This window comes from Streptomyces sp. AM25, from assembly GCF_058146165.1.
The window spans coordinates 37,749-60,525 of sequence record NZ_JBKIWN010000033.1; the positions used below are offsets into that span (position 1 = coordinate 37,749).

A 22,777-nucleotide genomic window follows, 5' to 3' on the forward strand; every position below is an offset into this window, starting at 1 on the left:
CGTCCTGATAGCTCAGTGACACGGTCAAACCTCCGATCAGTACTGGTCGAGACGGCTGCGGAGCGAGGAACCCTGTCCGGCGCCCGTCGAGTTGAATTGCGCGCCGATGGCGCCGTCCTGGCCCTGGAAGAGGGTGTTCGTGCTGCGCAGTGCGTCCAACTCCCGATGCAGCCGGTCCATCAGCCGGTTCGCCTGTCCCTGCCAGAGGGACGTCGCTTTGGACAGCCCCTCGGCCGTTGCCCACGCGGACAGTCCGTGCAGCCCTGTGTCCGGCTTCAACAGACTCGACCGCAGAGTTCCCGAACCGACCAAGGGTGGCTGCGCCTTGCCGCCGCCTTCTCCGAGGCGGCCGGCGGCCTGGGTGTCCGGCAGCAGGTGCTGCTGCATGAACGTTACGGCGTGCTGCTTGTCGCTCGCCGAGCTCGCCAATACCCCCTGGCTGCCGTCCAGTCCACCGGCATTCGTTTGGTCGAGCTGCAGCCGCTGTTCCGCAGAGCCCCCGGAGCTCATGGGTGAATCCCCCCTCGCGCTTGCGCCCCTACCTGCCGGCACCGAGCGGGCGCACCACAGGTTCCTGGCGTGTACCTTACAGACACCGCCCGGCGGTTCCTGCCCGTCAGCTCCTGCCCGTCAGCGCCTTCCTGCCTCGTACCGTGGCCTGTTCGAGGCGACGACGACATATCCAACGGTGAGGGCCAACCCCAGAATCCCGATTCCGATGAAGCCGAGGACGCCCAGCACCGCGGCCCCTGCGGAAATCCCCCCCGACGGTACCCACGACCCCGGCCACCGTCCCCAGAATCCCCATCACGAGCGTCCGATGGTTCCCGAAAACCACATAGGCGGTCGGCCGCTCCGCCCCGGCGGTGCTATTCCCTGGCGCATTGCGTGCTGCTCCTCACTTGCGGGACCGAGCGGTTGGACCCTCTTCCTCAATAGTCGGGCGTGTCGCCGAGGAAGTGCGCCCTCACTCCGCAATCCCCCGCGTCAGCATCACCACAGCAACGAACCTCCGGTACAGCCGGATCGGGTCCTCGTCCGTCATCCGGACCGTCACGGCGTCCGCGTCCGCGCGCTCGACGTCCGCGATCCACGTCGCCATCTCGGCCAGGTCCGGATTGCGGAACCGTACGGTCAGAGTCGCCGGCAGGGTGATGTGCGGCGGTGCGGCCCCGGACGCGCCCAGGACCGCTTCCCTCGCCGTCTCGTGGATCAGTTCGCGGGCCGCAGCCGGGTGGAGGCTGTCGGCGGCGAAGCGCGACACAGAGGACTTGACCACGGCGCTGCGGATGCCCGGGCAGAAGGGCTCGATCTCGGCGGCCGTCGTGTCGTCGCCGGTGATCAGCACGACCGGGACGCCGTGGCCCAGGGCCACCAGCGCGTTGATGCCGCTCTCGCCGGCGGTCACGCCGTTGAGGTGTACTTCGCTGATCGCCAGGGGGTTGTACGTGTGCGAGAGCGTGGCCGGTGCGCCCGTCATGGAGCCGTGGTACGAGACGAAGAAGACGGCGTCGAAGGAGGCGTCCAGCCCCTGCATCATGTAGAGCGGCTTGTGCCGTCCGGACAGGTAACGGGCGCGGCCCGCAAGGGTGTCGGGGCGCAGGTTGGCCATCTTCGAGTGCGCGTCGTTGACGAGGAATCCGGTCGCACCGGCCGCCCTCGCGCCCTCGATCGCGGCGTTGACCTCCTGCTGCAGCAGGTCCCGGTAGTACGCGTAGTCGCCCGCGGTCTCCGCGGGCCGGCACTGCGACCAGTCGACGACGCCTGCGGTGCCCTCCATGTCGGAGGAGAGGAAAATTTTCACCCCCACACCAGTGCCCCGGCCGGGGAGCTCCTACCGGCCATCCTCCGGGCGTTTCCCCGCTTTCCCCGCTTTCCTCGCCTTCCCTGCGGTCACCGTCTGCGCCATCCCCGGCAGGAAGTCCGTGAACAGCTCGTGCACCTCGTGCACGAGCGGCCGCAGCACCCGGAACCTCGCCAGTGACACGCCCCGCGTCGTCAGACGGGCGCCGCGGTCCGCCAGGCGGCGGCTGCGTTCGCGGCCGGGGGAGCGGTCGAAGACCCAGTAGAGGACCAGGCCCATCTGGGACAGCCACATCAATTCGGGGAGGACGTCCGCGAGTTCGTCCGGGACCTTCGCCTTGGAACCCGCCAGGGCCTCGCGGTGCAGCGCGATGGACGCCTGCCGCGCGTGCTCCGACTCGGCGGAGAAGGGGCTCAGAGGGCTGTCGGGATCCGCGGCGTTCTTGAAGAACTGGGCCGCGAACTCGTGGTACGGCTCCGCGATGTCCAGCCACGCCAGCAGCACGCCGGACAGCCGGGCGTGCAGGTCGGTCTCCCGCTCCAGGACGGCGCGGGCCGCCGTCTCGTGTTCCGCGCCGATCCGGTCGTAGAAGCCCTGGATCAGGTGCTCCTTGCCCGCGTAGTAGTAGTACGCGTTGCCGACGGAGACCCCGGCCTCCTTGGCGATGGCCCGCATCGTGGTCTTGTCGTAGCCCCGCTCCTGGAAGAGCCGCATCGCGGTCTCGAGGATCAGGGTGCGGGTCTGTTCGCTCTTCTCGGTCGCCCTGGGCGCAGGTTTCGTCTGCCGGGGTTCGTTCTCTGCTGGCACGGTGCCGAGCCTAATCCGCGGTCAATCCGCGGGCGCACAGCCGGTGGCCCCGCAGCGTGCCGGACGCCGTGCCGCGCGGTACCTGGCCGCCGCCAGCACCGCACCCCGCGCCAGGCGGAGCCCGGACGGGGTGCTGAGGCGGTGCGCGAGCGGGCGGTGCTCGGCGAGCGCCCACAGGCAGGCCACCCAGGCCGCCGCCCCGCGGTAGACCTGGCCGCCGTCGCCGACGACGGTGATCTCCTCGGAGGCGGCGGCGTGGTCCAGCCCGGGGAAGCGGCGCCGGGCCTCCTCCGACCCCACCGGCACCAGGTCGAGCGGCACCAGCTGCCGCTGCCGCGCGAGCCAGTTGCGCAGGTGGGTGCAGAGCGGGCACTGCGCGTCGTACAGCACGGTGAGCCGGCGGACCGGGACTGCGGCGGTGGCCATCGCCGGCATCCCGCTCAGTGCCCGGTCGGCGCGGCCCACGGACCCTGCGGGCCGGGCGCCGCCCAGCCCTGCGGCGGGACCGGCGGGACCTGCTCCCGGTCCATCATGCCGCGGCGGCGGAACTTGTTGAGCGCGAAGACGTTGCCGAGGTGCATCACGCCCAGGACGAGCAGGACGACGCCGAGCTTCTGCGACAGCGCCTCGAACACCCCGCGGGCGTCGACGATCTTGTCGTCGTCCTGCAGGTACAGCGCGATGAACCCGAGGTTCACGAGGTAGAAGCCCACCACCAGGAGGTGGTTGACGGCCTCGGCGAGCTTCTCGTTGCCGTGCAGCACGTCGGCGAGGAAGACCTGCCCGTTGCGGCTGAGCGTGCGGGCGACCCAGACGGTGAGGCCGACGCTGATCAGCAGGTAGATGACGTACGCGACGACTGTGAGGTCCATGACTTGTCCCCACCCTTTCTTGAACACGTTCAAAACTGCGTCGGTCAGGACTGTAGACCTGTTTTTGAACGCGTTCAAGCCGGCGGGGGCAGAGGTGACCCGAGGGTCAGGAGTCCAATTTCGATCCTGGTCAAAAGACTTGGTGTGCGGTTGCGGCCGGCGGGACATTGGGGCTGCCCGAGGACGCCCCACTCGCCCCGGGCAAACCACGAATCAGGCACGAACCAGGCACGAACAGGCACGAACGAAGCACGATCCCAAGGGGGAATCACCATGCGCAGGACGCTGAAGGCCGCCGCGGCACTCGCAATCGCCGTCGGCGCGTTCACCACGGTCGGTGCGACCACCGCCTCGGCCCGGCCCGCGGACGCCAGCCACGGTTGCCCCTCCGGCGACGTGTGTCTCTACCCCGGCGCCGGGTGGAACAACGACCAGCCGTCCCAGACGTACTACAAGTACGGGACCTACAACCTCAGCAACATGTACGGGACGTACCGCATCTTCAACAACCAGACCGGCGGCGCGACCATGCGCACCTGCACGGGCTACAACGGCTCGGGCTGCCAGGGCTATCTGCCCGCCGGCTGGTACATCGACAAGGACATGACGCCTATCAACTCCATCACCCTGGAACCGTAGGCGACGGCTTCTGCAGCGCCACATCATGTCCGAGCGGGCCGGTCCTCCTGTCGGGGAGGGCCGGCTCGCGGCTCATACGCTCACACGCTCATACGCCGGTCGTGCCGTCGATGCGCTCACGGATCAGGTCCGCGTGACCGTTGTGCCGCGCGTACTCCTCGATCATGTGCATCATGATCCAGCGCAATGAAACGTCCCGGAAGCCGATCTCCGCGGCGTCCAGCTCGGGGAGCCGGCCGGTGTCGTCCAGCGAGGCGCCGGCCGCCGTCGCCCGGCTCGCATCGGCCTCCGCGCGCCATGCGGCCAGCGCCTCGTCCATGCCGAGTTCGGGGGCCGGCGCGAACCCGAAGGACTGCTCCTCGCCGTACGGCAACGGCGTGTCGCGACCGGCCAACACCTGCTGGAACCAATGCCGTTCGACGACCGTCATGTGCCGGACCAGGCCGAGCAGGGTCATCGGCGACGGCTCCGCCGAGGCGCGGCGCGTGAGCGCGTCGTCGAGCCCCGTGCACTTCAGTACGAGCGTGGCACGGTGGAACTCCAGCCAGCTCTCCAGCATGGCGCGTTCACCGGCCTGCGGGGGCGGGACCGTACGTCCGTCCGGTGTCTTGGTCATGGTCGTCACCCTGCCACGCCCCGTCCGCCATCGACAGGGTGCGGTCGTCCGTCGGTTCGGCGGTGCGCGGTGGTGCGCGCTCAGCTGCGGACGGACACGTGGAATCCGGCCATGTCCGGGCCCGTTCCCGTCCAGGACCGCCCGTAGCGGGCGGCCACCGTGTCCAGCGGGTGCGTCTCGACGTGCCAGCCGTGCCGGCCCAGCCAGTCGCCGAGCCCGGTGCCGAGACCGCCCTTCCACAGCGAGGTGAGGTGGGCGACGCTCGGATCGGCGGCGGCCGCCGCCGAGATGTCCCGCCCGCGTTCGTGCGCGAGCCGGCTGCCGGGGGCGGCGAGCTTGCCCAGGGCGTCCAGCAGGCCGGCGGCCTGCTCCTCGGTGAGGTAGATGAACAGCCCCTCGACCAGCCAGGCCGTCGGCGCCTCGCGGTCGAAGCCCGCCGCGGTCAGCCGGGCGGGCCAGTCCGCAGCGAGCAGGTCGACGTCCAGCGCGGTCCGTTCGCAACGGGGACCGGCGCCCTGCCCGCCCAGGACGCGCTCCTTGAACTCCAGCACCGGCGGCAGGTCCAGCTCGTACAGCCGCACCCCGTCCGGCCAGGGCAGGCGGTAGGCGCGGGTGTCCAACCCGGCGGCCAGGAGCACCACTTGACGTATGCCGTCGGCGGTGGCCCCGAGCAGGTAGTCGTCGTAGAAGCGGGTGCGGATCACCGCGTAGTGGGCCAGCGCCAGGGCGTACGGGCCCGGCTGCCGGCCGGTGGTGTACCCGGCGGCGGTGACGAACGCCCTCGCGTACGGGTCCGTGAAGAGCCCGCCGGGGCGCTCGCTCTCCAGGGCGCGCACGTGGGCGACGGACAGGGCCGTCCTGCTGACGGGGCTCAAGGGACCGGGAGTTGTCATGAGGACCGAGAGTACGAGGCCTCGGCCAGCAGTGTCGGCAGCTTGCGCATGTCGTCGAAGACGACCGTGCCCGGGCCTTCGAGCCACTGCGCAGGGATCATCCCGCCCGCGTATCCGAGGGAGCGCATGCCCGCCGAACGGGCCGCCTGGACGCCGTACTTGCTGTCCTCGACCACCACGCACGCCCCGGGCGCCACGCCCATCGCGGCCGCCGCGTGCAGGAACAGGTCGGGCGCGGGCTTGCCGTGCGCGACCTCGGTCGCGCTGAAGATGCGGCCCTCGAAGCGGCCGTACAGGCCGGTGATGCCGAGGGTGTGGCGCATCTTCTCGTGCGTGCCGCTGGAGGCGACGCACGTGGGCAGGCCCGTCGCCTCGACCGCGTCGAGGGCCTCGGCGATGCCCGGGACCGCGGTCAGCTCGGCGTCCATCGTCTCGTTGTGCAGCGCCCGGAAGCGCTTCTCCCAGACGGTGGCCTTCTCCTCGCCCATCTGCGCGACGATGTCTGCCCGGATGGACGCGGCCGAGCGGCCCATGAACCGCTCGACGACCTCCTCCTCGCTGAGCGGCCACCCGAGTTCCGCCCCGAGGCGGACGTTGACGCGGGCGGCGATGAGCTCACTGTCGACGAGCACGCCGTCGCAGTCGAAGATGACGAGTTCCACAGGGTCGATCATGTGGGTCACCGTACGTCAGGGGACGAACCCCCGAAGGGGCGTGGCACCGGGCCGGCCCCTACTCCTCCGCCACCCACCCCACCTGCACCAGCGGCGTCCCCCTCTTCCGGGACACGAAGAACCCCCGCCCCGGCGGCATCGGCCGCGGCCGTACGCCGCCCAGGATGTCGCCCTCGCCGGGGTCGCCGGACAACACCACGCCCTGCGCGCCCAGTTCCTTGATGCGTTGCATGAACGACTCGAACATCGAGCGCGACGCACCCGCCGAACTCCGCGCGACGATGAAGCGGATACCGACGTCCCGGGCGAACGGCAGGTTCTCCGTCAGGACCGCCAGCGGGTTGTTGCCGCCGGCCGCCACCAGTTCGTAGTCGTCGACGATGACGAAGAACTGCGGGCCCTTCCACCAGCTGCGCTCCCGCAACTGCTGCGGTGTGATACCCGGCTGCGGGGCCCGCCGCTCCATCAGACCCTTCAGCGCGTTCGCGTGCACCGTCAGTGACGAGGCGATCGGCGCGTACTCCAGCAGGTGCGACGGCGGCACGACGTCCAGCAGCGTGCGCCGGTAGTCGCCGACGACGATCTTCGCCTCGTCGGGGCCGTACCGCTCCGTGATCTGCTTCGCCAGCAGCCGCAGCAGGGCCGTCTTGCCGGACTCGCTCTCGCCGAAGACCAGGAAGAAGGGGTCGGTCTCGAAGTCCACGAAGACCGGTTCGAGCCGGGTCTCGTCGAGGCCGATGGCCACGCCGCGCTGCGGGTACTCGGAGCCCTTGGGCAGTTCGGCCGCGTCGAGCCTGCGGGGCAGCAGCCGCACGTGCGGGGCGTGCGGGCCGGACCAGGCGTCGCGCACCGCGCCGGCCAGCGCCGCCGTGGCCTCCGTCATGCCGCCCGGGTCGTCGCCCCCGTCGATGCGCGGCTGCGCACCCATGAAGTGCAGTTTCTCGGGCAGTTGGCCGCGGCCGGGCACCCCGGCGGGGACGTTCGCGGCGACCTTGCGGTCGAACTCGGAGTCCATCGTGTCGCCGAGCCGCAGCTCCAGCCGGCCCAGCAGCTGGTCCTTGAGCGCCGGGCGGACCTCCATGTTGCGGGAGGCGGTGATGACGACGTGCACGCCGTAGCCCAGGCCGCGGCCCGCGATGTCCGTGACGACGCCCTCCAGCATGTCGTACTCCTGCTTGAAGGCGCCCCAGCCGTCGACGAGCAGGAAGACGTCGCCCCAGCCCTGTTCGGCGAACTCGCCCAGCGCCCGGCGCCGCCGGTACGAGGCCATCGAGTCGATGCCCCGGTCGCGGAAGAACTCCTCGCGCCGCGCCAGGATCCCCGCCACCTCCGCGACCGTGCGCCGCACCCGCTCCGGGTCCAGCCGCGACGCCACCCCGCCGACGTGCGGCAGACCGGCCACCGCGCTCATCCCGCCGCCGCCGAAGTCGAGCCCGTAGAACTGCACTTCGGCCGGGGTGTGCGTCAGCGCGAACGAGGACACCAGCGTGCGCAGCAGCGTCGACTTGCCGGACTGCGGGCCGCCGACGACGAGCATGTGGCCCGCCGCGCCAGAGAAGTCCCGGTACAGCACGTCACGGCGCTGCTCGAAGGGCTTGTCGATGAGGCCCAGGGGCACCACCAGGCGCCCGGGGCGCGGGTATTCGGCGGCGGTCAGGCCGCGGCCCGGCACCACCGACAGCGGCGGGAGCAGCTGGTCCAGCGACGGCGCCTTGTCCAGCGGCGGCAGCCACACCTGGTGGGCCGGCGGGCCCTGGCCCTCGATCCGGCGCACGACGACGTCGAGGACGGTGTCGGCGAAGGCGTCGTCCTCCCCGCGCCCCGGCGCCGTACGCAGGGCGGCCGGGTCGGGGGCGGCGTAGGTGACCGGGACCGGTTCCGCCGTGAACAGCACCGGACGCCGCTCGACCGGCAGCACCCCGCCGTCGCCCGCCGCGGCCGCCGTGGCCGAGCGGTAGGTGCCGGAGACGTACGCGGCCTTGAAGCGCGTCATCTCGTCGGTGCCGAACTTCAGATAGCCCGAGCCCGGCACGGACGGCAGGTGGTACGCGTCCGGCACGCCCAGCGCCGTCCGCGACTCCGCCGCGGAGAAGGTCCGCAGGCCGATGCGGTACGACAGGTACGTCTCCAGACCGCGCAGCCGGCCCTCCTCCAGGCGCTGCGAGGCCAGCAGCAGGTGCACGCCCAGCGAGCGGCCGATCCGTCCGATCTGGATGAACATGTCGATGAAGTCCGGCTTCGCCGTCAACAGCTCGCTGAACTCGTCGATCACCAGGACGAGTGATGCCACCGGCTCCAGCGGGGCACCGGCCGCGCGCGCCTTCTCGTAGTCGTGGATGTTCGCGTAGTTGCCCGCCGACCTCAGCAGCTCCTGGCGGCGCTGCAGTTCGCCGGTGATGGAGTCGCGCATGCGGTCGACGAGCGTCAGGTCGTCCGCGAGGTTGGTGATGACGGCGGCGACGTGCGGCAGCCCGGACATGCCCGCGAACGTCGCACCGCCCTTGAAGTCCGCGAGGACGAAGTTGAGCGTCTCCGAGGTGTGCGTGACGGCCAGGCCCAGCACCAGCGTGCGCAGCAGCTCCGACTTGCCGGAGCCGGTCGCGCCGACGCACAGGCCGTGCGGACCCATGCCGTCCTGCGCCGCCTCCTTGATGTCGAGCATCACGGGCGCACCGTCCTCGCCGACCCCGATCGGCACCCGCAGCCGCTCGGCCGCCGAGCGGGGCCGCCAGGTGCGCGACACCTCGACCGAGCCCGCGTCGCCCAGGCCCAGCAGATCGGTGAAGTCCAGGTTGGCGAGCAGCGGTTCGTCGCCGTCGCCCCCGCCCGTGCGCAGCGGCGCCAGCTGCCGCGCGAGCGCCTCCGCGGCCTCGGGGGAGAGCGTGTCCGGCACGCCGTCGTACGCGGCGACCTGTGAGAGCAGCTGCAGCGCACCCGGCCGCACGACCACGGACAGCCCGCCGCGCGGCTCGTCCAGCCCGCCCTGCACGAGCTCCACGATCGTCACGCCCTGCAGCCCCTCGGGAGCCGCGAACACCGAACCCGGCGGCACCATCGCGCCGTCCAGCACCACCACGACGTGCGGCTGGTCGAGCACCGGCTGCCCGTCCCGGCTGAACCGCGTACGGCCCTCCAGCCGCGGCATCAGCAGCTCTTCGAGCTCGCTCAGGTCGTCACCGATCAGCCGCCGCGGGCCCGCACCGTCCACGGCGCCCGGAACCTGCACGTGCGGCAGCCACTTGGCCCACTCCCACTGCGCCATCGCCCCGCGTGCCGGCACCACCGCCACGACCAGGTCCTCCGGCGAGTGCAGTGTCACCAGTTGCGCGACGAGCGCACGCGCCGTGCCCTGCACCGTCTCCGGTTCGCCCGACACCGTCACGTGGTAGAAGGCGCGCAGCGACAGGGCGACCGGCATGCCGTCCAGCGACGCGTGCGTCGCCAGGAACTGCTGCATCGCACCGGCCGTCAGCGGCTCCAGCTCGTCCACCGGCGCGGTCTCCGGGGCCACCAGGGGAGTGGCCAGCTGCTGCGCGCCCAGCCCGACGCGCACCTGCGCGAAGTCGTCGTCGGTCGCCCGCCGCTCCCACAGCCGGCTCCCCTCGGCGACCACCGACCACAACTGGTCGGGGGAGGGGTGCAGGTAGAACTGCGCATCGCGCTGCGCCCGGGCGGTCCGGCGCACCGTGCGCCGCGTCTGCGCGAGGTACTTGAGGTAGTCGCGGCGCATGTCCGCCAGCCGCCCCTGCGAGCCCTGACGGTGCCTGACGAGCATCGCGACGGTCATGCCGAGCGTCGAGAACATCATCATGACGCCCATGATCTTCATCATGGGCGCGGCGCCGGGCATGAAGAAGTACACCATCGACGAGGCCATGCCCAGCGTGGGCAACAGCTGCATCAGCATGCCCTCTTGAGGGCCGCGCGGCAGCTCCGGTGGCGGCTCCAGGCGGAGTTCCTCGCTGGGCACCTCCGGCGGGTAGGCCCGCGGCTGGCGCTTGACGACGACCTGGCTCACCGGATCCCTCAACCCCTCCGCGCGGTGGGGAACAGTGCCGCGCGGACGCCCCAGTGGCGCCGGCCTCCCCCCGCGAGACGGCGATCCTACCGACGCGCAGGTCCGCGGCCCCGATAGGGTGACCGCCGCGCGCATGCACGAGCGAACGGCATGCGCAGTTGTACCGATTCAGGGGGCCCACAAGGTGAACACGTCCGCTGCGACCGGATTCTGCAGGGTGACCGTCGTCGCCCCCGACAGCCGGATCGACGTCGCCCTCCCCGACGACATCGCCGTCGCCGACGTGTACCCGGAGATCCTGCGCCTGACCGGGCAGACCCAGTCCGCCGGCACGCCCACCGGCTACCACCTCGTCCGCCGCGACGGCACCGTCCTCGACGGTGCCCGTTCGCTGCTCGCCCAGCGCGTCCTCGACGGCGAACTGCTGTCGCTGCGGCCCTTCGCCGAGTCCCTCCCGCCCGCCGTCCACGACGACGTCAGCGAGGCGGTCGCCTCGGCGGTCACCCGGGGGAACGACCTCTGGAGCGACCAACTGCTGCGCGCAGCGGGTCTGTTCGGCGGCGCACTGCTGATCGTCCTGATGGCGTTCGTGCTGTGGTTCGCCGACCCGGTGCGGCACGACATGCACGGCCTGCCGGGCGTGGCCGCCGCGGCGGCAGGCGTGTTGCTCGCCGCGTTCGCGGGCGTACGGGCCCGGGTCTACGGCGACCGCGGCGCCGCCGTCGCCCTGGGGCTGGCGGCCCTGCCGCACCTGATGACCGCGGGTTCCGGGGTCCTCGCCCCGGACCCCGGGCAGGGCGTCGGGCGGCTGCAGTTCCTGCTGGGCTGCGTGGCCGTGCTCGTCGGCTCCGTCGCGCTGACCGCCGCGATGCCGGGGGGCGACGCCCCCTTCGTCGCCGCCGTGGTCGCCTCGGCCACCGGCACGCTGGCCACGTTCGGGACGATCCTCACCGGGGCGGCGCCCGCGGGGGCCGCGGCGGTGTGCGCGGTCGTCGCGATCGGGGCGCTCGCCTTCCTGCCCGGTCTCTCGGCGCGGGTCGCCCGGCTGCCCGTCGGCTACGCGGCGCCGCACTCCGCGACGACGGACGGCGAGGGCTACCGTGCCGAGCCGGTCGACGCGGAGCGCATCGCGGTGCAGGTGCGGCGCGGGCACGAGCTGCTGCTGGGCCTGGTGGGCGGCTGCGCGGCCGTCGCCGTGGGCGCAGTGGCCGTACTGTCCTTCTCGGCCGGCCCCTGGGCGCAGGCCCTGGCCCTGGCCTCCGGCCTGGCGCTGCTGCTGCGGGCCCGGCTCTTCCGCTACACGGCCCAGGTCGGCGCGGTGCTCGGGGCGGGCCTGGCGGCCCTGGCCCTGCTGGTCGCGGGCATGGCCCTGAACCCGCCGGCGCACGGCTCCCCGGACGTCCGCACACTCTGGCTCTCCGCGGCCACGGCGGCGGTGGCCGCCCTCCTCACGGGCACAGCCCTGATCGTCCCCCGCAAGGGCCTCTCCCCCTTCTGGGCCCGCTTCACGGAGCTGGCGGAGAGCGCACTGCTGCTGGCACTGGTGCCGCTGTGCCTGGGGGTGCTGGACGTGTACGGGACGGTGCGGGGGCTGACGGGGGCCCCGTAAGGGGGGCGCCCCGAAGGGGCGCGGGACTGTGTTGCTCCATGGGGCTCCGCCGCGTGGGTGCGACCAGCCAAAGACGGCCCGCACCGGCCCCACTCCCCGTACCTGGTAAGGTTCCGGGTGGTCGTTTGTGTACGCGCCCCCGGAGTCACCTCTGAAGGCCAGCGCCCAGCGATCCCGCCTCCCGAGTAACGGAAGCTCCCCTGAGACACAGACCAGGGGCACTCGATGGCCAAGAACACCCAGAAGGAGTATCGCGTGTCGCTCGACGCCGCTACGAAGAAGCAGATCATGGCCGAGTTCGCCACCAAGGAGGGCGACACCGGTTCCCCCGAGGTCCAGGTGGCGATGCTCACCCGTCGGATCACCGACCTGACCGAGCACCTCAAGACCCACAAGCACGACCACCACTCCCGTCGTGGTCTGCTGCTCCTGGTCGGTCAGCGCCGCCGCCTGCTGCAGTACCTGGCCAAGAAGGACATCACGCGCTTCCGCGCCCTGGTCGAGCGCCTCGGCATCCGCCGCGGTGCTGCCGGCGCCAAGTAAGACGCCATGAAGGGAGCGGTTCCCACCCAGGGGAACCGCTCCCTTTGCGTATCTCGTGGGAAGCAGAAGCTTTGTAGTCTGGTCCCACAACGCAAAACCTGACGAGGAGGAGCGCCGGTCTCTCCGCCGGTCCTCGGTAGTGGCCCCCGGAACAGGGAATTCCGGGTGCTTCGATCGAAGACCGGCCCGCACGGAGCACGAAGCGCCCTCCGCCACCGTCCCCCGCCACACGGGCAGGGGACGCAGACGAGGAGATAACCCTGGTGGAGAACGAGACCCACTACGCCGAGGCCGTCATCGACAACGGCGCCTTCGGCACCCGCACCATCCGCTTCGAGACGGGCCGCCTGGCCAAGCAGGCCGCCGGTTCCGCCGTGGCGTACCTGGACGACGACACCATGGTGCTGTCGGCCACCACTGCCTCCAAGACCCCGAAGGACCAGCTGGACTTCTTCCCGCTGACCGTCGACGTCGAGGAGCGCATGTACGCGGCCGGGAAGATCCCCGGTTCCTTCTTCCGCCGTGAGGGCCGCCCCTCCGAGGACGCGATCCTCACCTGCCGCCTGATCGACCGCCCGCTGCGCCCGTCCTTCAGGAAGGGCCTGCGGAACGAGATCCAGATCGTCGAGACGATCATGGCGCTCAACCCCGACCACCTCTACGACGTGGTCGCGATCAACGCCGCCTCCTGCTCCACGCAGCTCGCGGGCCTGCCCTTCTCCGGCCCCATCGGCGGCACCCGCGTCGCCCTGATCAAGGGCCAGTGGGTGGCGTTCCCGACCCACACCGAGCTCGAGGACGCCGTCTTCGACATGGTCGTGGCCGGCCGTGTGCTGCCCGACGGCGACGTCGCGATCATGATGGTCGAGGCCGAGGCCACCGAGAAGACCATCCAGATGGTCAAGGACGGCGCCGAGGCCCCGACCGAGGAGGTCGTGGCCGCCGGTCTCGAGGCCGCCAAGCCGTTCATCAAGGTCCTGTGCAAGGCCCAGGCCGACCTCGCCGCCAAGGCCGCCAAGCCGACCGGCGACTTCCCGGTCTTCCTGGACTACCAGGACGACGTCTACGCGGCGCTGACCGCTGCGGTGCGCACCGAGCTCGCCCAGGCGCTCACCATCGCGGGCAAGCAGGAGCGCGAGGCCGAGCTGGACCGCGTCAAGGGTCTGGCCGCCGAGAAGCTGCTGCCGGACTTCGAGGGCCGCGAGAAGGAGATCTCCGCCGCGTACCGCTCCCTGACCAAGGCCCTGGTCCGCGAGCGCGTCATCAAGGAGAAGAAGCGCATCGACGGCCGTGGCGTGACGGACATCCGCACGCTCGCCGCCGAGGTCGAGGCCATCCCGCGCGTCCACGGCTCGGCGCTGTTCGAGCGCGGCGAGACCCAGATCCTGGGTGTCACCACGCTGAACATGCTCCGCATGGAGCAGCAGCTCGACACGCTGTCGCCGGTGACGCGCAAGCGTTACATGCACAACTACAACTTCCCGCCGTACTCCGTCGGTGAGACCGGCCGCGTCGGTTCGCCGAAGCGCCGCGAGATCGGCCACGGCGCCCTGGCCGAGCGTGCGCTCATGCCGGTGCTGCCGACGCGCGAGGAGTTCCCGTACGCGATCCGCCAGGTGTCCGAGGCCCTCGGCTCCAACGGTTCGACGTCCATGGGCTCGGTCTGCGCCTCCACCATGTCGCTGCTGAACGCCGGTGTGCCGCTGAAGGCCCCGGTCGCCGGTATCGCCATGGGTCTGATCTCCCAGGAGATCGACGGCAAGACGCACTACGTCGCCCTCACCGACATCCTCGGTGCGGAGGACGCCTTCGGTGACATGGACTTCAAGGTCGCCGGCACCAAGGAGTTCGTGACCGCGCTCCAGCTCGACACCAAGCTCGACGGCATCCCCGCCTCGGTCCTGGCCGCCGCGCTGAAGCAGGCCCGCGACGCCCGTCTCCACATCCTCGACGTGATGATGGAGGCCATCGACCGTCCGGACGAGATGTCCCCGCACGCCCCGCGGATCATCACCGTCAAGATCCCGGTCGACAAGATCGGTGAGGTCATCGGCCCCAAGGGCAAGATGATCAACCAGATCCAGGAGGACACCGGCGCCGAGATCACGATCGAGGACGACGGCACCATCTACATCGGTGCCGCCGACGGTCCCTCCGCCGAGGCCGCCCGCGCCACGATCAACGGCATCGCCAACCCGACCATGCCGGAGGTCGGCGAGCGCTACCTGGGCACGGTCGTCAAGACCACGACCTTCGGTGCGTTCGTCTCCCTGCTCCCGGGCAAGGACGGCCTGCTGCACATCTCGCAGATCCGCAAGCTTGCCGGCGGCAAGCGCGTGGAGAACGTCGAGGACGTGCTCGGTGTCGGCACCAAGGTCCAGGTCGAGATCGCCGAGATCGACCAGCGCGGCAAGCTCTCCCTGATCCCCGTGATCGAGGGCGAGGACGACAACGCCGACGAGAACAAGGACGAGTCCGCCAAGTGACCCGTAGTTCCCGGAAGACGGCCCGCACCTCCTCGGAGGGGCGGGCCGTCGCCCGTACCCAAACGCTTCTCAAGGGCGAGAACGGCATCGGCACGGTCCGCCGGACCACCCTCCCCGGCGGCCTGCGGGTCGTCACCGAGACGCTGCCGTCCGTGCGCTCCGCGACCTTCGGCATCTGGGCCAACGTCGGCTCCCGCGACGAGACCCCGACGCTCAACGGCGCCACGCACTACCTGGAGCACCTGCTCTTCAAGGGCACGGCCAAGCGCAGCGCGCTCGACATCTCCGCCGCCATCGACGCGGTCGGCGGCGAGATGAACGCGTTCACGGCCAAGGAGTACACCTGCTACTACGCGCGGGTGCTCGACACGGACCTGCCGCTGGCCATCGACGTCGTGTGCGACATGCTCACCGGCTCGCTGATCGCCGCCGAGGACGTGGACGCCGAGCGCGGCGTGATCCTCGAAGAGATCGCCATGACCGAGGACGACCCGGGCGACTGCGTGCACGACCTGTTCGCGCACACCATGCTCGGCGACACCCCCCTCGGCCGCCCGGTGCTGGGCACCGTCGACACGATCAATGCGCTGAGCCGTGACCGGATCGCCCGCTTCTACAAGCGCCACTACGACCCGACCCACCTGGTCGTGGCCGCCGCGGGCAACGTCGACCACGCCAAGGTCGTCCGCCAGGTCCGGGCCGCCTTCGAGAAGGCCGGCGCCCTGACCCGTACGGACGCGGAGCCGGTCGCCCCGCGCGACGGCAGCCGCACGATCCGCACCGCCGGCCGTGTGGAGCTGCTCGGGCGCAAGACCGAGCAGGCGCACGTCGTCCTCGGCGTCCCCGGCCTGGCCCGCACCGACGACCGCCGCTGGGCGCTCGGCGTGCTCAACACCGCCCTCGGCGGCGGCATGAGCTCGCGGCTCTTCCAGGAGGTCCGGGAGAAGCGCGGACTGGCCTACTCCGTCTACTCCTACACCTCCGGCTTCGCCGACTGCGGCCTCTTCGGCGTCTACGCCGGATGCCGCCCCGGCCAGGTCCACGACGTCCTCAAGATCTGCCGCGACGAGCTGGACCGGGTCGCCGCCGAGGGCCTGCCGGAGGACGAGATCGCCCGCGCCATCGGCCAGTTGTCCGGCTCCACGGTCCTCGGCCTGGAGGACACCGGTGCGCTGATGAACCGCATCGGCAAGAGCGAGCTGTGCTGGGGCGACCAGATGTCGGTCTCCGACATGCTCGCCCGCATCGCCGCCGTCACCCCGGACGAGATCCGCGAGGTGGCACGCGATGTACTGGGGCAGCGTCCTTCGCTGTCCGTCATCGGCCCGCTGAAGGACAAGCAGGCAGCCCGCCTGCACGAGGCCGTTTCGTAAGCCGTTTCGCAATCCGAGGGCAAGCAAGGGAAGCAGGGACGATGAGCAAGCTGCGCGTGGCCGTCATCGGCGCCAAGGGCCGCATCGGCTCCGAGGCCGTGAAGGCCGTGGAGGCCGCCGAGGACATGGAGCTGGTGGCCGCGCTGGGCCGGGGCGACAGCCTGGAGACCCTGACCGGGGCGGGAGCCCAGGTCGTGGTCGAGCTGACCCACCCCGACTCGGTGATGGACAACCTCGAGTTCTGCATCGCCCACGGCATCCACGCCGTGGTCGGCACCACCGGCTGGACCGAGGAGCGCCTCGCGCAGCTGAACTCCTGGCTGGACGCCAAGCCGGGCACGGGCGTGCTCATCGCCCCCAACTTCTCCATCGGCGCGGTCCTGACCATGGCCTTCGCCCAGCAGGCGGCCCGGTTCTTCGAGTCCGTCGAGGTCGTCGAGCTGCACCACCCCAACAAGGCCGACGCCCCCTCCGGCACCGCCACCCGCACCGCGCAGCTGATCGCCGCCGCGCGCCGCGAGGCGGGCTGCGCCCCGCAGCCCGACGCCACGACCACGGCCCTGGAGGGCGCGCGCGGCGCGGACGTCGACGGGGTGCCGGTGCACGCCGTGCGGCTGCGCGGCCTGCTGGCGCACCAGGAGGTGCTCTTCGGCGACACCGGCGAGACGCTCACCATCCGCCACGACTCGCTGCACCACAGCTGCTTCATGCCGGGCATCCTGCTCGGCGCGCGGCGCGTGGTGACCACCCCGGGCCTGACCTTCGGTCTGGAACACTTCCTGGACCTGGGCTGAGGGCATGCGCGCAAAGATCGTCTACTTCGCCCTGGCCGCCGTCCTGGTCGTCTACTTCGTCCTGGTCGGCAGCCGCGGCGTGATGCTGATCGAGCAGGGCACGGTGATCACCGTCGCCTTCGGCGTCGCCGTGCTCGTCCTGCCGTTCATCGGTGCGTGGTTCCTCTACAAGACCACCAAGTTCGCACGCGACGCGGACCGCCTGGCGCGGGAGCTGGAGGCGGAGGGCGGCCTGCCGGTGGACGAGCTGGTGCGCACCCCGGGCGGCCGCATCGACCGGGACTCGGCGGACGAGGTGTTCCGCCGCCGCCAGGCCGAGACCGAGGCGGCGCCGGGGGACTGGCGCTCGTGGTTCCGTCTGGCGGTGGCGTACCACGACGCGAGGGACACCCCGAGGGCCCGCAAGGCGATGCAGCACGCGATCGCGCTGCGCGACGGCAAGGCGGGCACTGCGTAAGGCGGGCGCCCCGTAAGGGGCGCGGGGCTGCTACTCCCCCAGCTACCGCTGGGGGTGCCCCCAGAAGGTACCCCCAGCGGCTCCGCCGCGTGGGCGCGATCAGCCGACGACGGCCTGAGCCCGGCCGCCAGGCTCAGCCACCCGCTCCTCCAAGGCTCGGGCGGCCTCCGCAAACGCCTGCGGTCGCTCCAGGAAATCCGCCCCGTGATCGGTGACGAGCACGGGCAACGGCTCCACGACGAGGGCCCGCCCCTCGACGCGCCGCGGCAGCCCGAGCCAGCGCACCGGCTGCCGCACCACGCGCACTTCGCCCACCTCGGACCACGGCAAGGTCCGTGTCGACATCAGCCGGGCTTGCCGCAGGCCTGCCGGGCTGACCCAGATGCCCGTGCGCACCAGCCGCACCGCCACGGTGAGCAGAACGACGGCCACCCCGCCGCACACTCCGGCAAGGAGAAACGCTCCGGCAAAGGCGATGATCACCGCCGAGCAGAGCACGTACGCCGCGAGCAGCAGCACCAGCGCCGTGCCCCCGACCCGCAACGGCCCGGGCCGGTACGGCCGTCGCCACCGGGCGGGGTCCTCGTACACGGACACCGGAGCGGGAGCGGCAGGCGCAGGCGCATCGACAAAGGGCAGGGGCACGACGGTTCCTCACTCACACGCATGCTCGAAGGTCTGTGCCGGGTGAGGTTACCTGCTGATCGAAAAACAGCCGGGCCCCGGAGCGGTAACCGCTCCGGGGCCCGGCTGTTTTTCGATCAGTGGCCGTCCTTGGCCTCGGACTGCTGCGTGTGGTGTGCGCTCTGCGGGCCGGCCGTCTGCAGTGCCGGCCAGCCGAAGAGCAGCGCACCGACCAGCCCCGCGGCCACCGTCAGCCCCACGAGGGCACGTCCGGCGACCTCCGAACGGCTCGCGCGATCCGGGGGCGGCGGCGCGACGTTGCTGCGGTAGCGGTCGGCCTCGGCGACGAAGGCGAACGGTACGGGCTCTCGCCGGCGGAACATTGGTGGGCTCTCCTAGGAACCTCGGCGCGTGTGGTGTCACACATAAGGACGTGCGAACGGCCTTCACGGTGCCCGATTTCCGCGACTTCTGTGAAAAATCTCAACCGGCACCCCTCTTCCCCCGGCTCTCCCGGCCGTGCCGGGCCGTGCGCGGCCCCGTTGTCGGTGGTGGCCCGTAGGCTTGTCGCCGCCCGAGCAATGCAACTGGAAGGACCGCCGGTGACCGACAGCCCCACCGAGGACGCCAAGGCAGACAAGCCGACGTTTCGCAGCGACGTGACGGTCGAGCTGGTCAAGCACAGCGCCGCCGACAGCGACGTGCTGTGGGCGGCCCGAGTCTCCACGGCCGGCGAGCAGTCCCTGGAAGAGATCACCAAGGACCCTGAGCGGTCCAAGGGGCTCATCAACTACCTGATGCGCGACCGCCACGGCAGCCCCTTCGAGCACAACTCGATGACGTTCTTCATCAGTGCTCCGATCTTCGTCTTCCGCGAGTTCATGCGGCACCGCGTGGGCTGGTCGTACAACGAGGAGTCCGGCCGCTACCGGGAGCTCCAGCCGGTCTTCTACGTGCCGGGCGAGTCCCGCAAGCTGGTCCAGGAGGGCCGCCCCGGCAAGTACGTCTTCGTCGAGGGCACCGAGGCGCAGCACGAGCTGACCGCCCGCGTGATGGAGAGCTCCTACCGGGACGCCTACGAGGCCTACCAGGAGATGCTGGCCGCGGGCGTCGCCCGCGAGGTGGCCCGCGCGGTCCTGCCGGTCGGCCTCTTCTCCTCGATGTACGCCACGTGCAACGCCCGTTCGCTGATGCACTTCCTCGGTCTGCGCACGCAGCACGAACTGGCGGCGGTGCCCTCGTTCCCGCAGCGGGAGATCGAGATGGTGGGCGAGAAGATGGAGGCGGAGTGGGCGAAGCTCATGCCGCTCACCTACGAGGCCTTCAACAAGAACGGCCGTGTCGCTCCGTAGCCGACGGCGACCGTCCGTGCCTGCCGGTGCGGGCGCAGGGCGCCCGCCAGGTGTCCGTATTGCGGCATTTCGGCACCTTCATCTAGGCTGAAAAAACGGACCCGGTACTGCTTGAACCCCCGAGCAGGCAGTACCGGGATCCCTTTGGCACTCCCCGAGGGAGCACCTCACGGTGAGCAACGAGTAGCGTGGGCCCCATGGCTCCGACCTCCACACCGCAGACCCCGTTCGGGCGCGTCCTGACCGCCATGGTCACGCCGTTCACCAGCGAGGGTGCGCTCGATCTCGACGGCGCGCAGCGGCTCGCCCGGCACCTCGTCGACGCAGGCAACGACGGCCTCGTCGTCAACGGCACCACCGGTGAGTCCCCCACCACCAGCGATGCGGAGAAAGCCCAGCTCGTACGCGCCGTGGTCGAGGCGGTCGGAGACCGCGCCCACGTCGTCGCCGGAGCCGGTACCAACGACACCCGGCACAGCACCGAACTCGCCCGCGCCGCGCAGGACGCAGGCGCCCACGGCCTGCTCGTCGTCACGCCGTACTACAACAAGCCCCCGCAGGAGGGCCTCGTCCGCCACTTCACGGCGGTCGCCGACGCCACCGAGCTCCCGGTGATGCTCTACGACATCCCCGGCCGCAGCGGCGTCGCCCTCGAGACCGAGACCATCGTCCGGCTCGCCGAGCACCCGCGCATCGTGGCCAACAAGGACGCCAAGGGCGACCTGGCGGCCGCGAGCTGGGCACTCTCCCGCTCGGGCCTCGCCTGGTACTCCGGCGACGACATGCTCAACCTGCCGCTGCTCTCCATCGGCGCCGTCGGCTTCGTCTCCGTCGTGGGCCACCTCGTCGCCCCCGAGCTGCGCGCCATGCTCGACGCCCACCGTTCCGGCGACGTCGTCAAGGCCGCGGAGATCCACCAGCAGCTGCTCCCGGTCTTCACCGGAATCTTCCGCACCCAGGGCGCCATGACCACCAAGGCCGCCCTCGCCCTCCAGGGCCTGCCCGCGGGCCCGCTGCGGCTGCCGCTCATCGGCCTGAGCCCCGAGGAGACCGAGCAGCTCAAGCGCGATCTCGCGGTCGGCGGGGTACAGCTGTAACAAGGGAAGCGGTCGGGACGGCCGCCGCGCCGGACACACAGCGTGACCGCAGCGCCCCACAGACTTCACAACTCCATATGCAACACCACACATCACTTGCAAGTGCACGAATGTCACGCGCGCAGGTGCCCCAGGGGCAGACGGCGCGCGTGGTGAGGAGAGTCTTTTGAGTCACCCGCACCCTGAACTCGGCCCGCCGCCGAAGCTGCCCGAGGGCGGCCTGCGCGTCACCCCACTGGGTGGCCTCGGCGAGATCGGCCGCAACATGACGGTCTTCGAGTACGGCGGCCGCCTGCTGATCGTCGACTGCGGAGTGCTCTTCCCCGAGGAGGAGCAGCCCGGAGTGGACCTGATCCTGCCGGACTTCACGTCCATCAGGGACCGTCTCGACGACATCGACGGCATCGTGCTCACCCACGGCCACGAGGACCACATCGGCGGCGTCCCCTACCTCCTCCGGGAGAAGCCGGACATCCCGCTGATCGGCTCCAAGCTGACCCTCGCCCTGATCGAGGCCAAGCTCCAGGAGCACCGCATCCGCCCGTACACCCTCGAGGTCGCCGAGGGCGACCGCGAGCGCCTGGGCCCCTTCGACTGCGAGTTCATCGCGGTCAACCACTCGATCCCGGACGCCCTGGCGGTCGCGATCCGCACGCCCGCCGGCATGGCCGTGCACACCGGCGACTTCAAGATGGACCAGCTCCCGCTGGACCGCCGCCTCACCGACCTGCCCGCCTTCGCGCGGCTCGGCGAGGAGGGCATCGACCTGCTGCTGGTCGACTCCACCAACGCCGAGGTCCCCGGCTTCGTCCCGCCCGAGCGTGACATCTCCGGCGTGCTGCGCCAGGTGTTCGCGGGTGCCCAGAAGCGCATCATCGTGGCCAGCTTCGCCAGCCACGTGCACCGCATCCAGCAGATCCTCGACGCCGCCCACGAGTACGGCCGCCGGGTCGCCTTCGTCGGCCGCTCGATGGTCCGCAACATGGGCATCGCCCGTGACCTGGGCTATCTGCGCATCCCGGCCGGCCTGGTCGTGGACGTCAAGACCCTGGACGACCTGCCGGACGACGAGGTCGTGCTCGTCTGCACGGGCTCCCAGGGCGAGCCGATGGCCGCGCTGTCGCGCATGGCCAACCGGGACCACCAGATCCGGATCGTGGCGGGCGACACCGTGATCCTGGCCTCGTCGCTCATCCCGGGCAACGAGAACGCGGTCTACCGGGTGATCAACGGCCTGACCCGCTGGGGCGCCAACGTCGTGCACAAGGGCAACGCCCGCGTTCACGTCTCGGGCCACGCCTCGGCCGGCGAGCTGCTGTACTTCTACAACATCTGCAAGCCGAAGAACCTGATGCCGGTCCACGGCGAATGGCGGCACCTGCGGGCGAACGCGGAGCTCGGTGCTCTCACCGGGGTTCCCAAGGACCACATCGTCATCGCCGAGGACGGTGTCGTGGTGGACCTGGTCGACGGCCGGGCGAAGATCGTCGGCAAGGTCCAGGCCGGTTACGTCTACGTCGACGGCCTCTCGGTCGGCGATGTCACCGAGTCCTCCCTCAAGGACCGCCGGATCCTCGGCGACGAGGGCATCATCTCGGTCTTCGTGGTGGTGGACAGCACGACCGGCAAGGTCGTCAGCGGTCCCCAGATCCAGGCCCGGGGTTCGGGCATCGACGACGCCTCGTTCTCGGCCGTCGTCCCGAAGATCGAGGAGGCCATCGCCAGGGCCGCCGCGGACGGCGTCGCCGAGCCGCACCAGCTCCAGCAGCTGGTCCGGCGCTCGGTGGGCAAGTGGGTCTCCGACAGCTACCGCCGCCGCCCGATGATCCTTCCCGTGGTCGTCGAGGTCTGAGCCCTGACGTAGCGTCAGCCGTACGGACGGCCGCCCCGGTTCCCGATTTGCATCCGGACGCGGCCGTCCAGTACGTTTACGACTCCGCCGCGACGGGAACCCCCCACACTTCGTGTGAGAGGGAACTCCCGGAAAGCGGCCGGAAAACCGGCTCGATCAGATCTGATAAAGTCGGTGAGCCCGGTCCGACAGGGCACTGGAAATGAATTCCGACCGGAAACGGAACGGAAAACGGATCTGGTAAGGTTGGAAACACCGAAGGGAAGC

Annotated in this window: 21 protein-coding genes; 10 read left to right on the top strand and 11 right to left on the bottom strand. The window is 70.9% G+C overall.

The annotated features are described in order from the left end of the window. Positions 1 to 36 precede the first annotated feature (36 nt). The 5 genes from ACLHRZ_RS31450 to ACLHRZ_RS31470 form a co-directional block, all read right to left on the bottom strand. A complete protein-coding gene (locus ACLHRZ_RS31450) occupies positions 37 to 510 on the bottom strand; it encodes a hypothetical protein (RefSeq protein ID WP_490421984.1) in 474 nt (157 codons plus the stop codon). Between the two features lie 457 nt (positions 511 to 967). Further along, positions 968 to 1,804 (bottom strand): M55 family metallopeptidase, encoded by an 837-nt coding sequence (locus ACLHRZ_RS31455; protein ID WP_490421985.1) that lies wholly within the window; start codon positions 1,802 to 1,804, stop codon positions 968 to 970. 30 nt (positions 1,805 to 1,834) lie between these two features. Beyond that, a complete protein-coding gene (locus ACLHRZ_RS31460; RefSeq protein ID WP_490421986.1) occupies positions 1,835 to 2,611 on the bottom strand; it encodes a TetR/AcrR family transcriptional regulator in 777 nt (258 codons plus the stop codon). Positions 2,612 to 2,632: 21 nt separating this feature from the next. Beyond that, on the bottom strand, positions 2,633 to 3,046 hold the full coding sequence (locus ACLHRZ_RS31465) for a thiol-disulfide oxidoreductase DCC family protein (RefSeq protein ID WP_490422006.1): 414 nt from the start codon (positions 3,044 to 3,046) through the stop codon (positions 2,633 to 2,635). 5 nt (positions 3,047 to 3,051) lie between these two features. Then, the gene (locus tag ACLHRZ_RS31470) at positions 3,052 to 3,483 is read right to left on the bottom strand and encodes a hypothetical protein (RefSeq protein ID WP_490421987.1); all 432 of its coding nucleotides are present in this window, start codon (positions 3,481 to 3,483) and stop codon (positions 3,052 to 3,054) included. A 273-nt stretch (positions 3,484 to 3,756) separates the two neighbouring features. On the opposite strand from ACLHRZ_RS31470, the gene ACLHRZ_RS31475 reads away from it, so the two are divergent. After that, on the top strand, positions 3,757 to 4,122 hold the full coding sequence (locus ACLHRZ_RS31475) for a hypothetical protein (protein ID WP_490421988.1): 366 nt from the start codon (positions 3,757 to 3,759) through the stop codon (positions 4,120 to 4,122). A gap of 88 nt (positions 4,123 to 4,210) precedes the next feature. On the opposite strand, the gene ACLHRZ_RS31480 is transcribed toward ACLHRZ_RS31475, so the two are convergent. The 4 genes from ACLHRZ_RS31480 to eccCa form a co-directional block, all read right to left on the bottom strand. Next, positions 4,211 to 4,738, bottom strand: a complete 528-nt coding sequence (locus tag ACLHRZ_RS31480; protein WP_490421989.1) for a DinB family protein — start codon at positions 4,736 to 4,738, stop codon at positions 4,211 to 4,213. An 80-nt stretch (positions 4,739 to 4,818) separates the two neighbouring features. Next, positions 4,819 to 5,631 carry an SAM-dependent methyltransferase gene (locus ACLHRZ_RS31485; RefSeq protein WP_490421990.1) on the bottom strand — a complete coding sequence of 271 codons (813 nt, stop codon included), beginning with the start codon at positions 5,629 to 5,631 and terminating at the stop codon, positions 4,819 to 4,821. Continuing rightward, positions 5,628 to 6,305: an HAD family hydrolase gene (locus ACLHRZ_RS31490; RefSeq protein ID WP_490421991.1), complete on the bottom strand. Its 678-nt coding sequence runs from the start codon at positions 6,303 to 6,305 to the stop codon at positions 5,628 to 5,630. Before ACLHRZ_RS31490 ends, ACLHRZ_RS31485 begins: the two co-directional genes overlap by 4 nt. Positions 6,306 to 6,363: 58 nt before the next feature. Further along, positions 6,364 to 10,323, bottom strand: a complete 3,960-nt coding sequence (gene eccCa / locus ACLHRZ_RS31495) for a type VII secretion protein EccCa (protein WP_490421992.1) — start codon at positions 10,321 to 10,323, stop codon at positions 6,364 to 6,366. 184 nt (positions 10,324 to 10,507) lie between these two features. On the opposite strand from eccCa, the gene eccD reads away from it, so the two are divergent. The 6 genes from eccD to ACLHRZ_RS31525 all read left to right on the top strand — a co-directional run bounded on the left by eccD (position 10,508) and on the right by ACLHRZ_RS31525 (position 17,585). Continuing rightward, positions 10,508 to 11,932, top strand: coding sequence for a type VII secretion integral membrane protein EccD (gene eccD / locus ACLHRZ_RS31500; protein WP_490421993.1), 1,425 nt, complete (start codon positions 10,508 to 10,510; stop codon positions 11,930 to 11,932). A gap of 255 nt (positions 11,933 to 12,187) precedes the next feature. Continuing rightward, the gene (gene rpsO, locus ACLHRZ_RS31505) at positions 12,188 to 12,475 is read left to right on the top strand and encodes a 30S ribosomal protein S15 (RefSeq protein ID WP_336417128.1); all 288 of its coding nucleotides are present in this window, start codon (positions 12,188 to 12,190) and stop codon (positions 12,473 to 12,475) included. Positions 12,476 to 12,738: 263 nt separating this feature from the next. Further along, the gene (locus ACLHRZ_RS31510) at positions 12,739 to 14,961 is read left to right on the top strand and encodes a polyribonucleotide nucleotidyltransferase (RefSeq protein ID WP_490421994.1); all 2,223 of its coding nucleotides are present in this window, start codon (positions 12,739 to 12,741) and stop codon (positions 14,959 to 14,961) included. Next, positions 14,958 to 16,334, top strand: coding sequence for a M16 family metallopeptidase (locus tag ACLHRZ_RS31515; protein WP_490421995.1), 1,377 nt, complete (start codon positions 14,958 to 14,960; stop codon positions 16,332 to 16,334). The genes ACLHRZ_RS31510 and ACLHRZ_RS31515 overlap by 4 nt, the downstream gene beginning before the upstream one ends. 41 nt (positions 16,335 to 16,375) lie before the next feature. After that, positions 16,376 to 17,128 (top strand): 4-hydroxy-tetrahydrodipicolinate reductase, encoded by a 753-nt coding sequence (gene dapB / locus ACLHRZ_RS31520; RefSeq protein WP_490421996.1) that lies wholly within the window; start codon positions 16,376 to 16,378, stop codon positions 17,126 to 17,128. 4 nt (positions 17,129 to 17,132) lie between these two features. After that, a complete protein-coding gene (locus ACLHRZ_RS31525) occupies positions 17,133 to 17,585 on the top strand; it encodes a hypothetical protein (protein WP_490421997.1) in 453 nt (150 codons plus the stop codon). A 99-nt stretch (positions 17,586 to 17,684) separates the two neighbouring features. Here ACLHRZ_RS31525 and ACLHRZ_RS31530 read toward each other — a convergent pair whose 3' ends face one another. Further along, positions 17,685 to 18,230 carry an SCO5741 family PH domain-containing membrane protein gene (locus tag ACLHRZ_RS31530; RefSeq protein ID WP_490421998.1) on the bottom strand — a complete coding sequence of 182 codons (546 nt, stop codon included), beginning with the start codon at positions 18,228 to 18,230 and terminating at the stop codon, positions 17,685 to 17,687. Between the two features lie 116 nt (positions 18,231 to 18,346). After that, positions 18,347 to 18,592, bottom strand: a complete 246-nt coding sequence (locus ACLHRZ_RS31535; RefSeq protein WP_490421999.1) for a hypothetical protein — start codon at positions 18,590 to 18,592, stop codon at positions 18,347 to 18,349. 219 nt (positions 18,593 to 18,811) lie between these two features. Here ACLHRZ_RS31535 and thyX point away from each other — a divergent pair, with 219 nt between their 5' ends. From thyX to ACLHRZ_RS31550, 3 genes are all read left to right on the top strand, one after another. Next, positions 18,812 to 19,561 carry an FAD-dependent thymidylate synthase gene (thyX, locus tag ACLHRZ_RS31540; protein WP_490422000.1) on the top strand — a complete coding sequence of 250 codons (750 nt, stop codon included), beginning with the start codon at positions 18,812 to 18,814 and terminating at the stop codon, positions 19,559 to 19,561. Positions 19,562 to 19,758: 197 nt separating this feature from the next. After that, the gene (gene dapA / locus ACLHRZ_RS31545; RefSeq protein WP_490422001.1) at positions 19,759 to 20,658 is read left to right on the top strand and encodes a 4-hydroxy-tetrahydrodipicolinate synthase; all 900 of its coding nucleotides are present in this window, start codon (positions 19,759 to 19,761) and stop codon (positions 20,656 to 20,658) included. 166 nt (positions 20,659 to 20,824) lie between these two features. Continuing rightward, on the top strand, positions 20,825 to 22,510 hold the full coding sequence (locus tag ACLHRZ_RS31550; RefSeq protein WP_490422002.1) for a ribonuclease J: 1,686 nt from the start codon (positions 20,825 to 20,827) through the stop codon (positions 22,508 to 22,510). Positions 22,511 to 22,777: the final 267 nt, after the last annotated feature.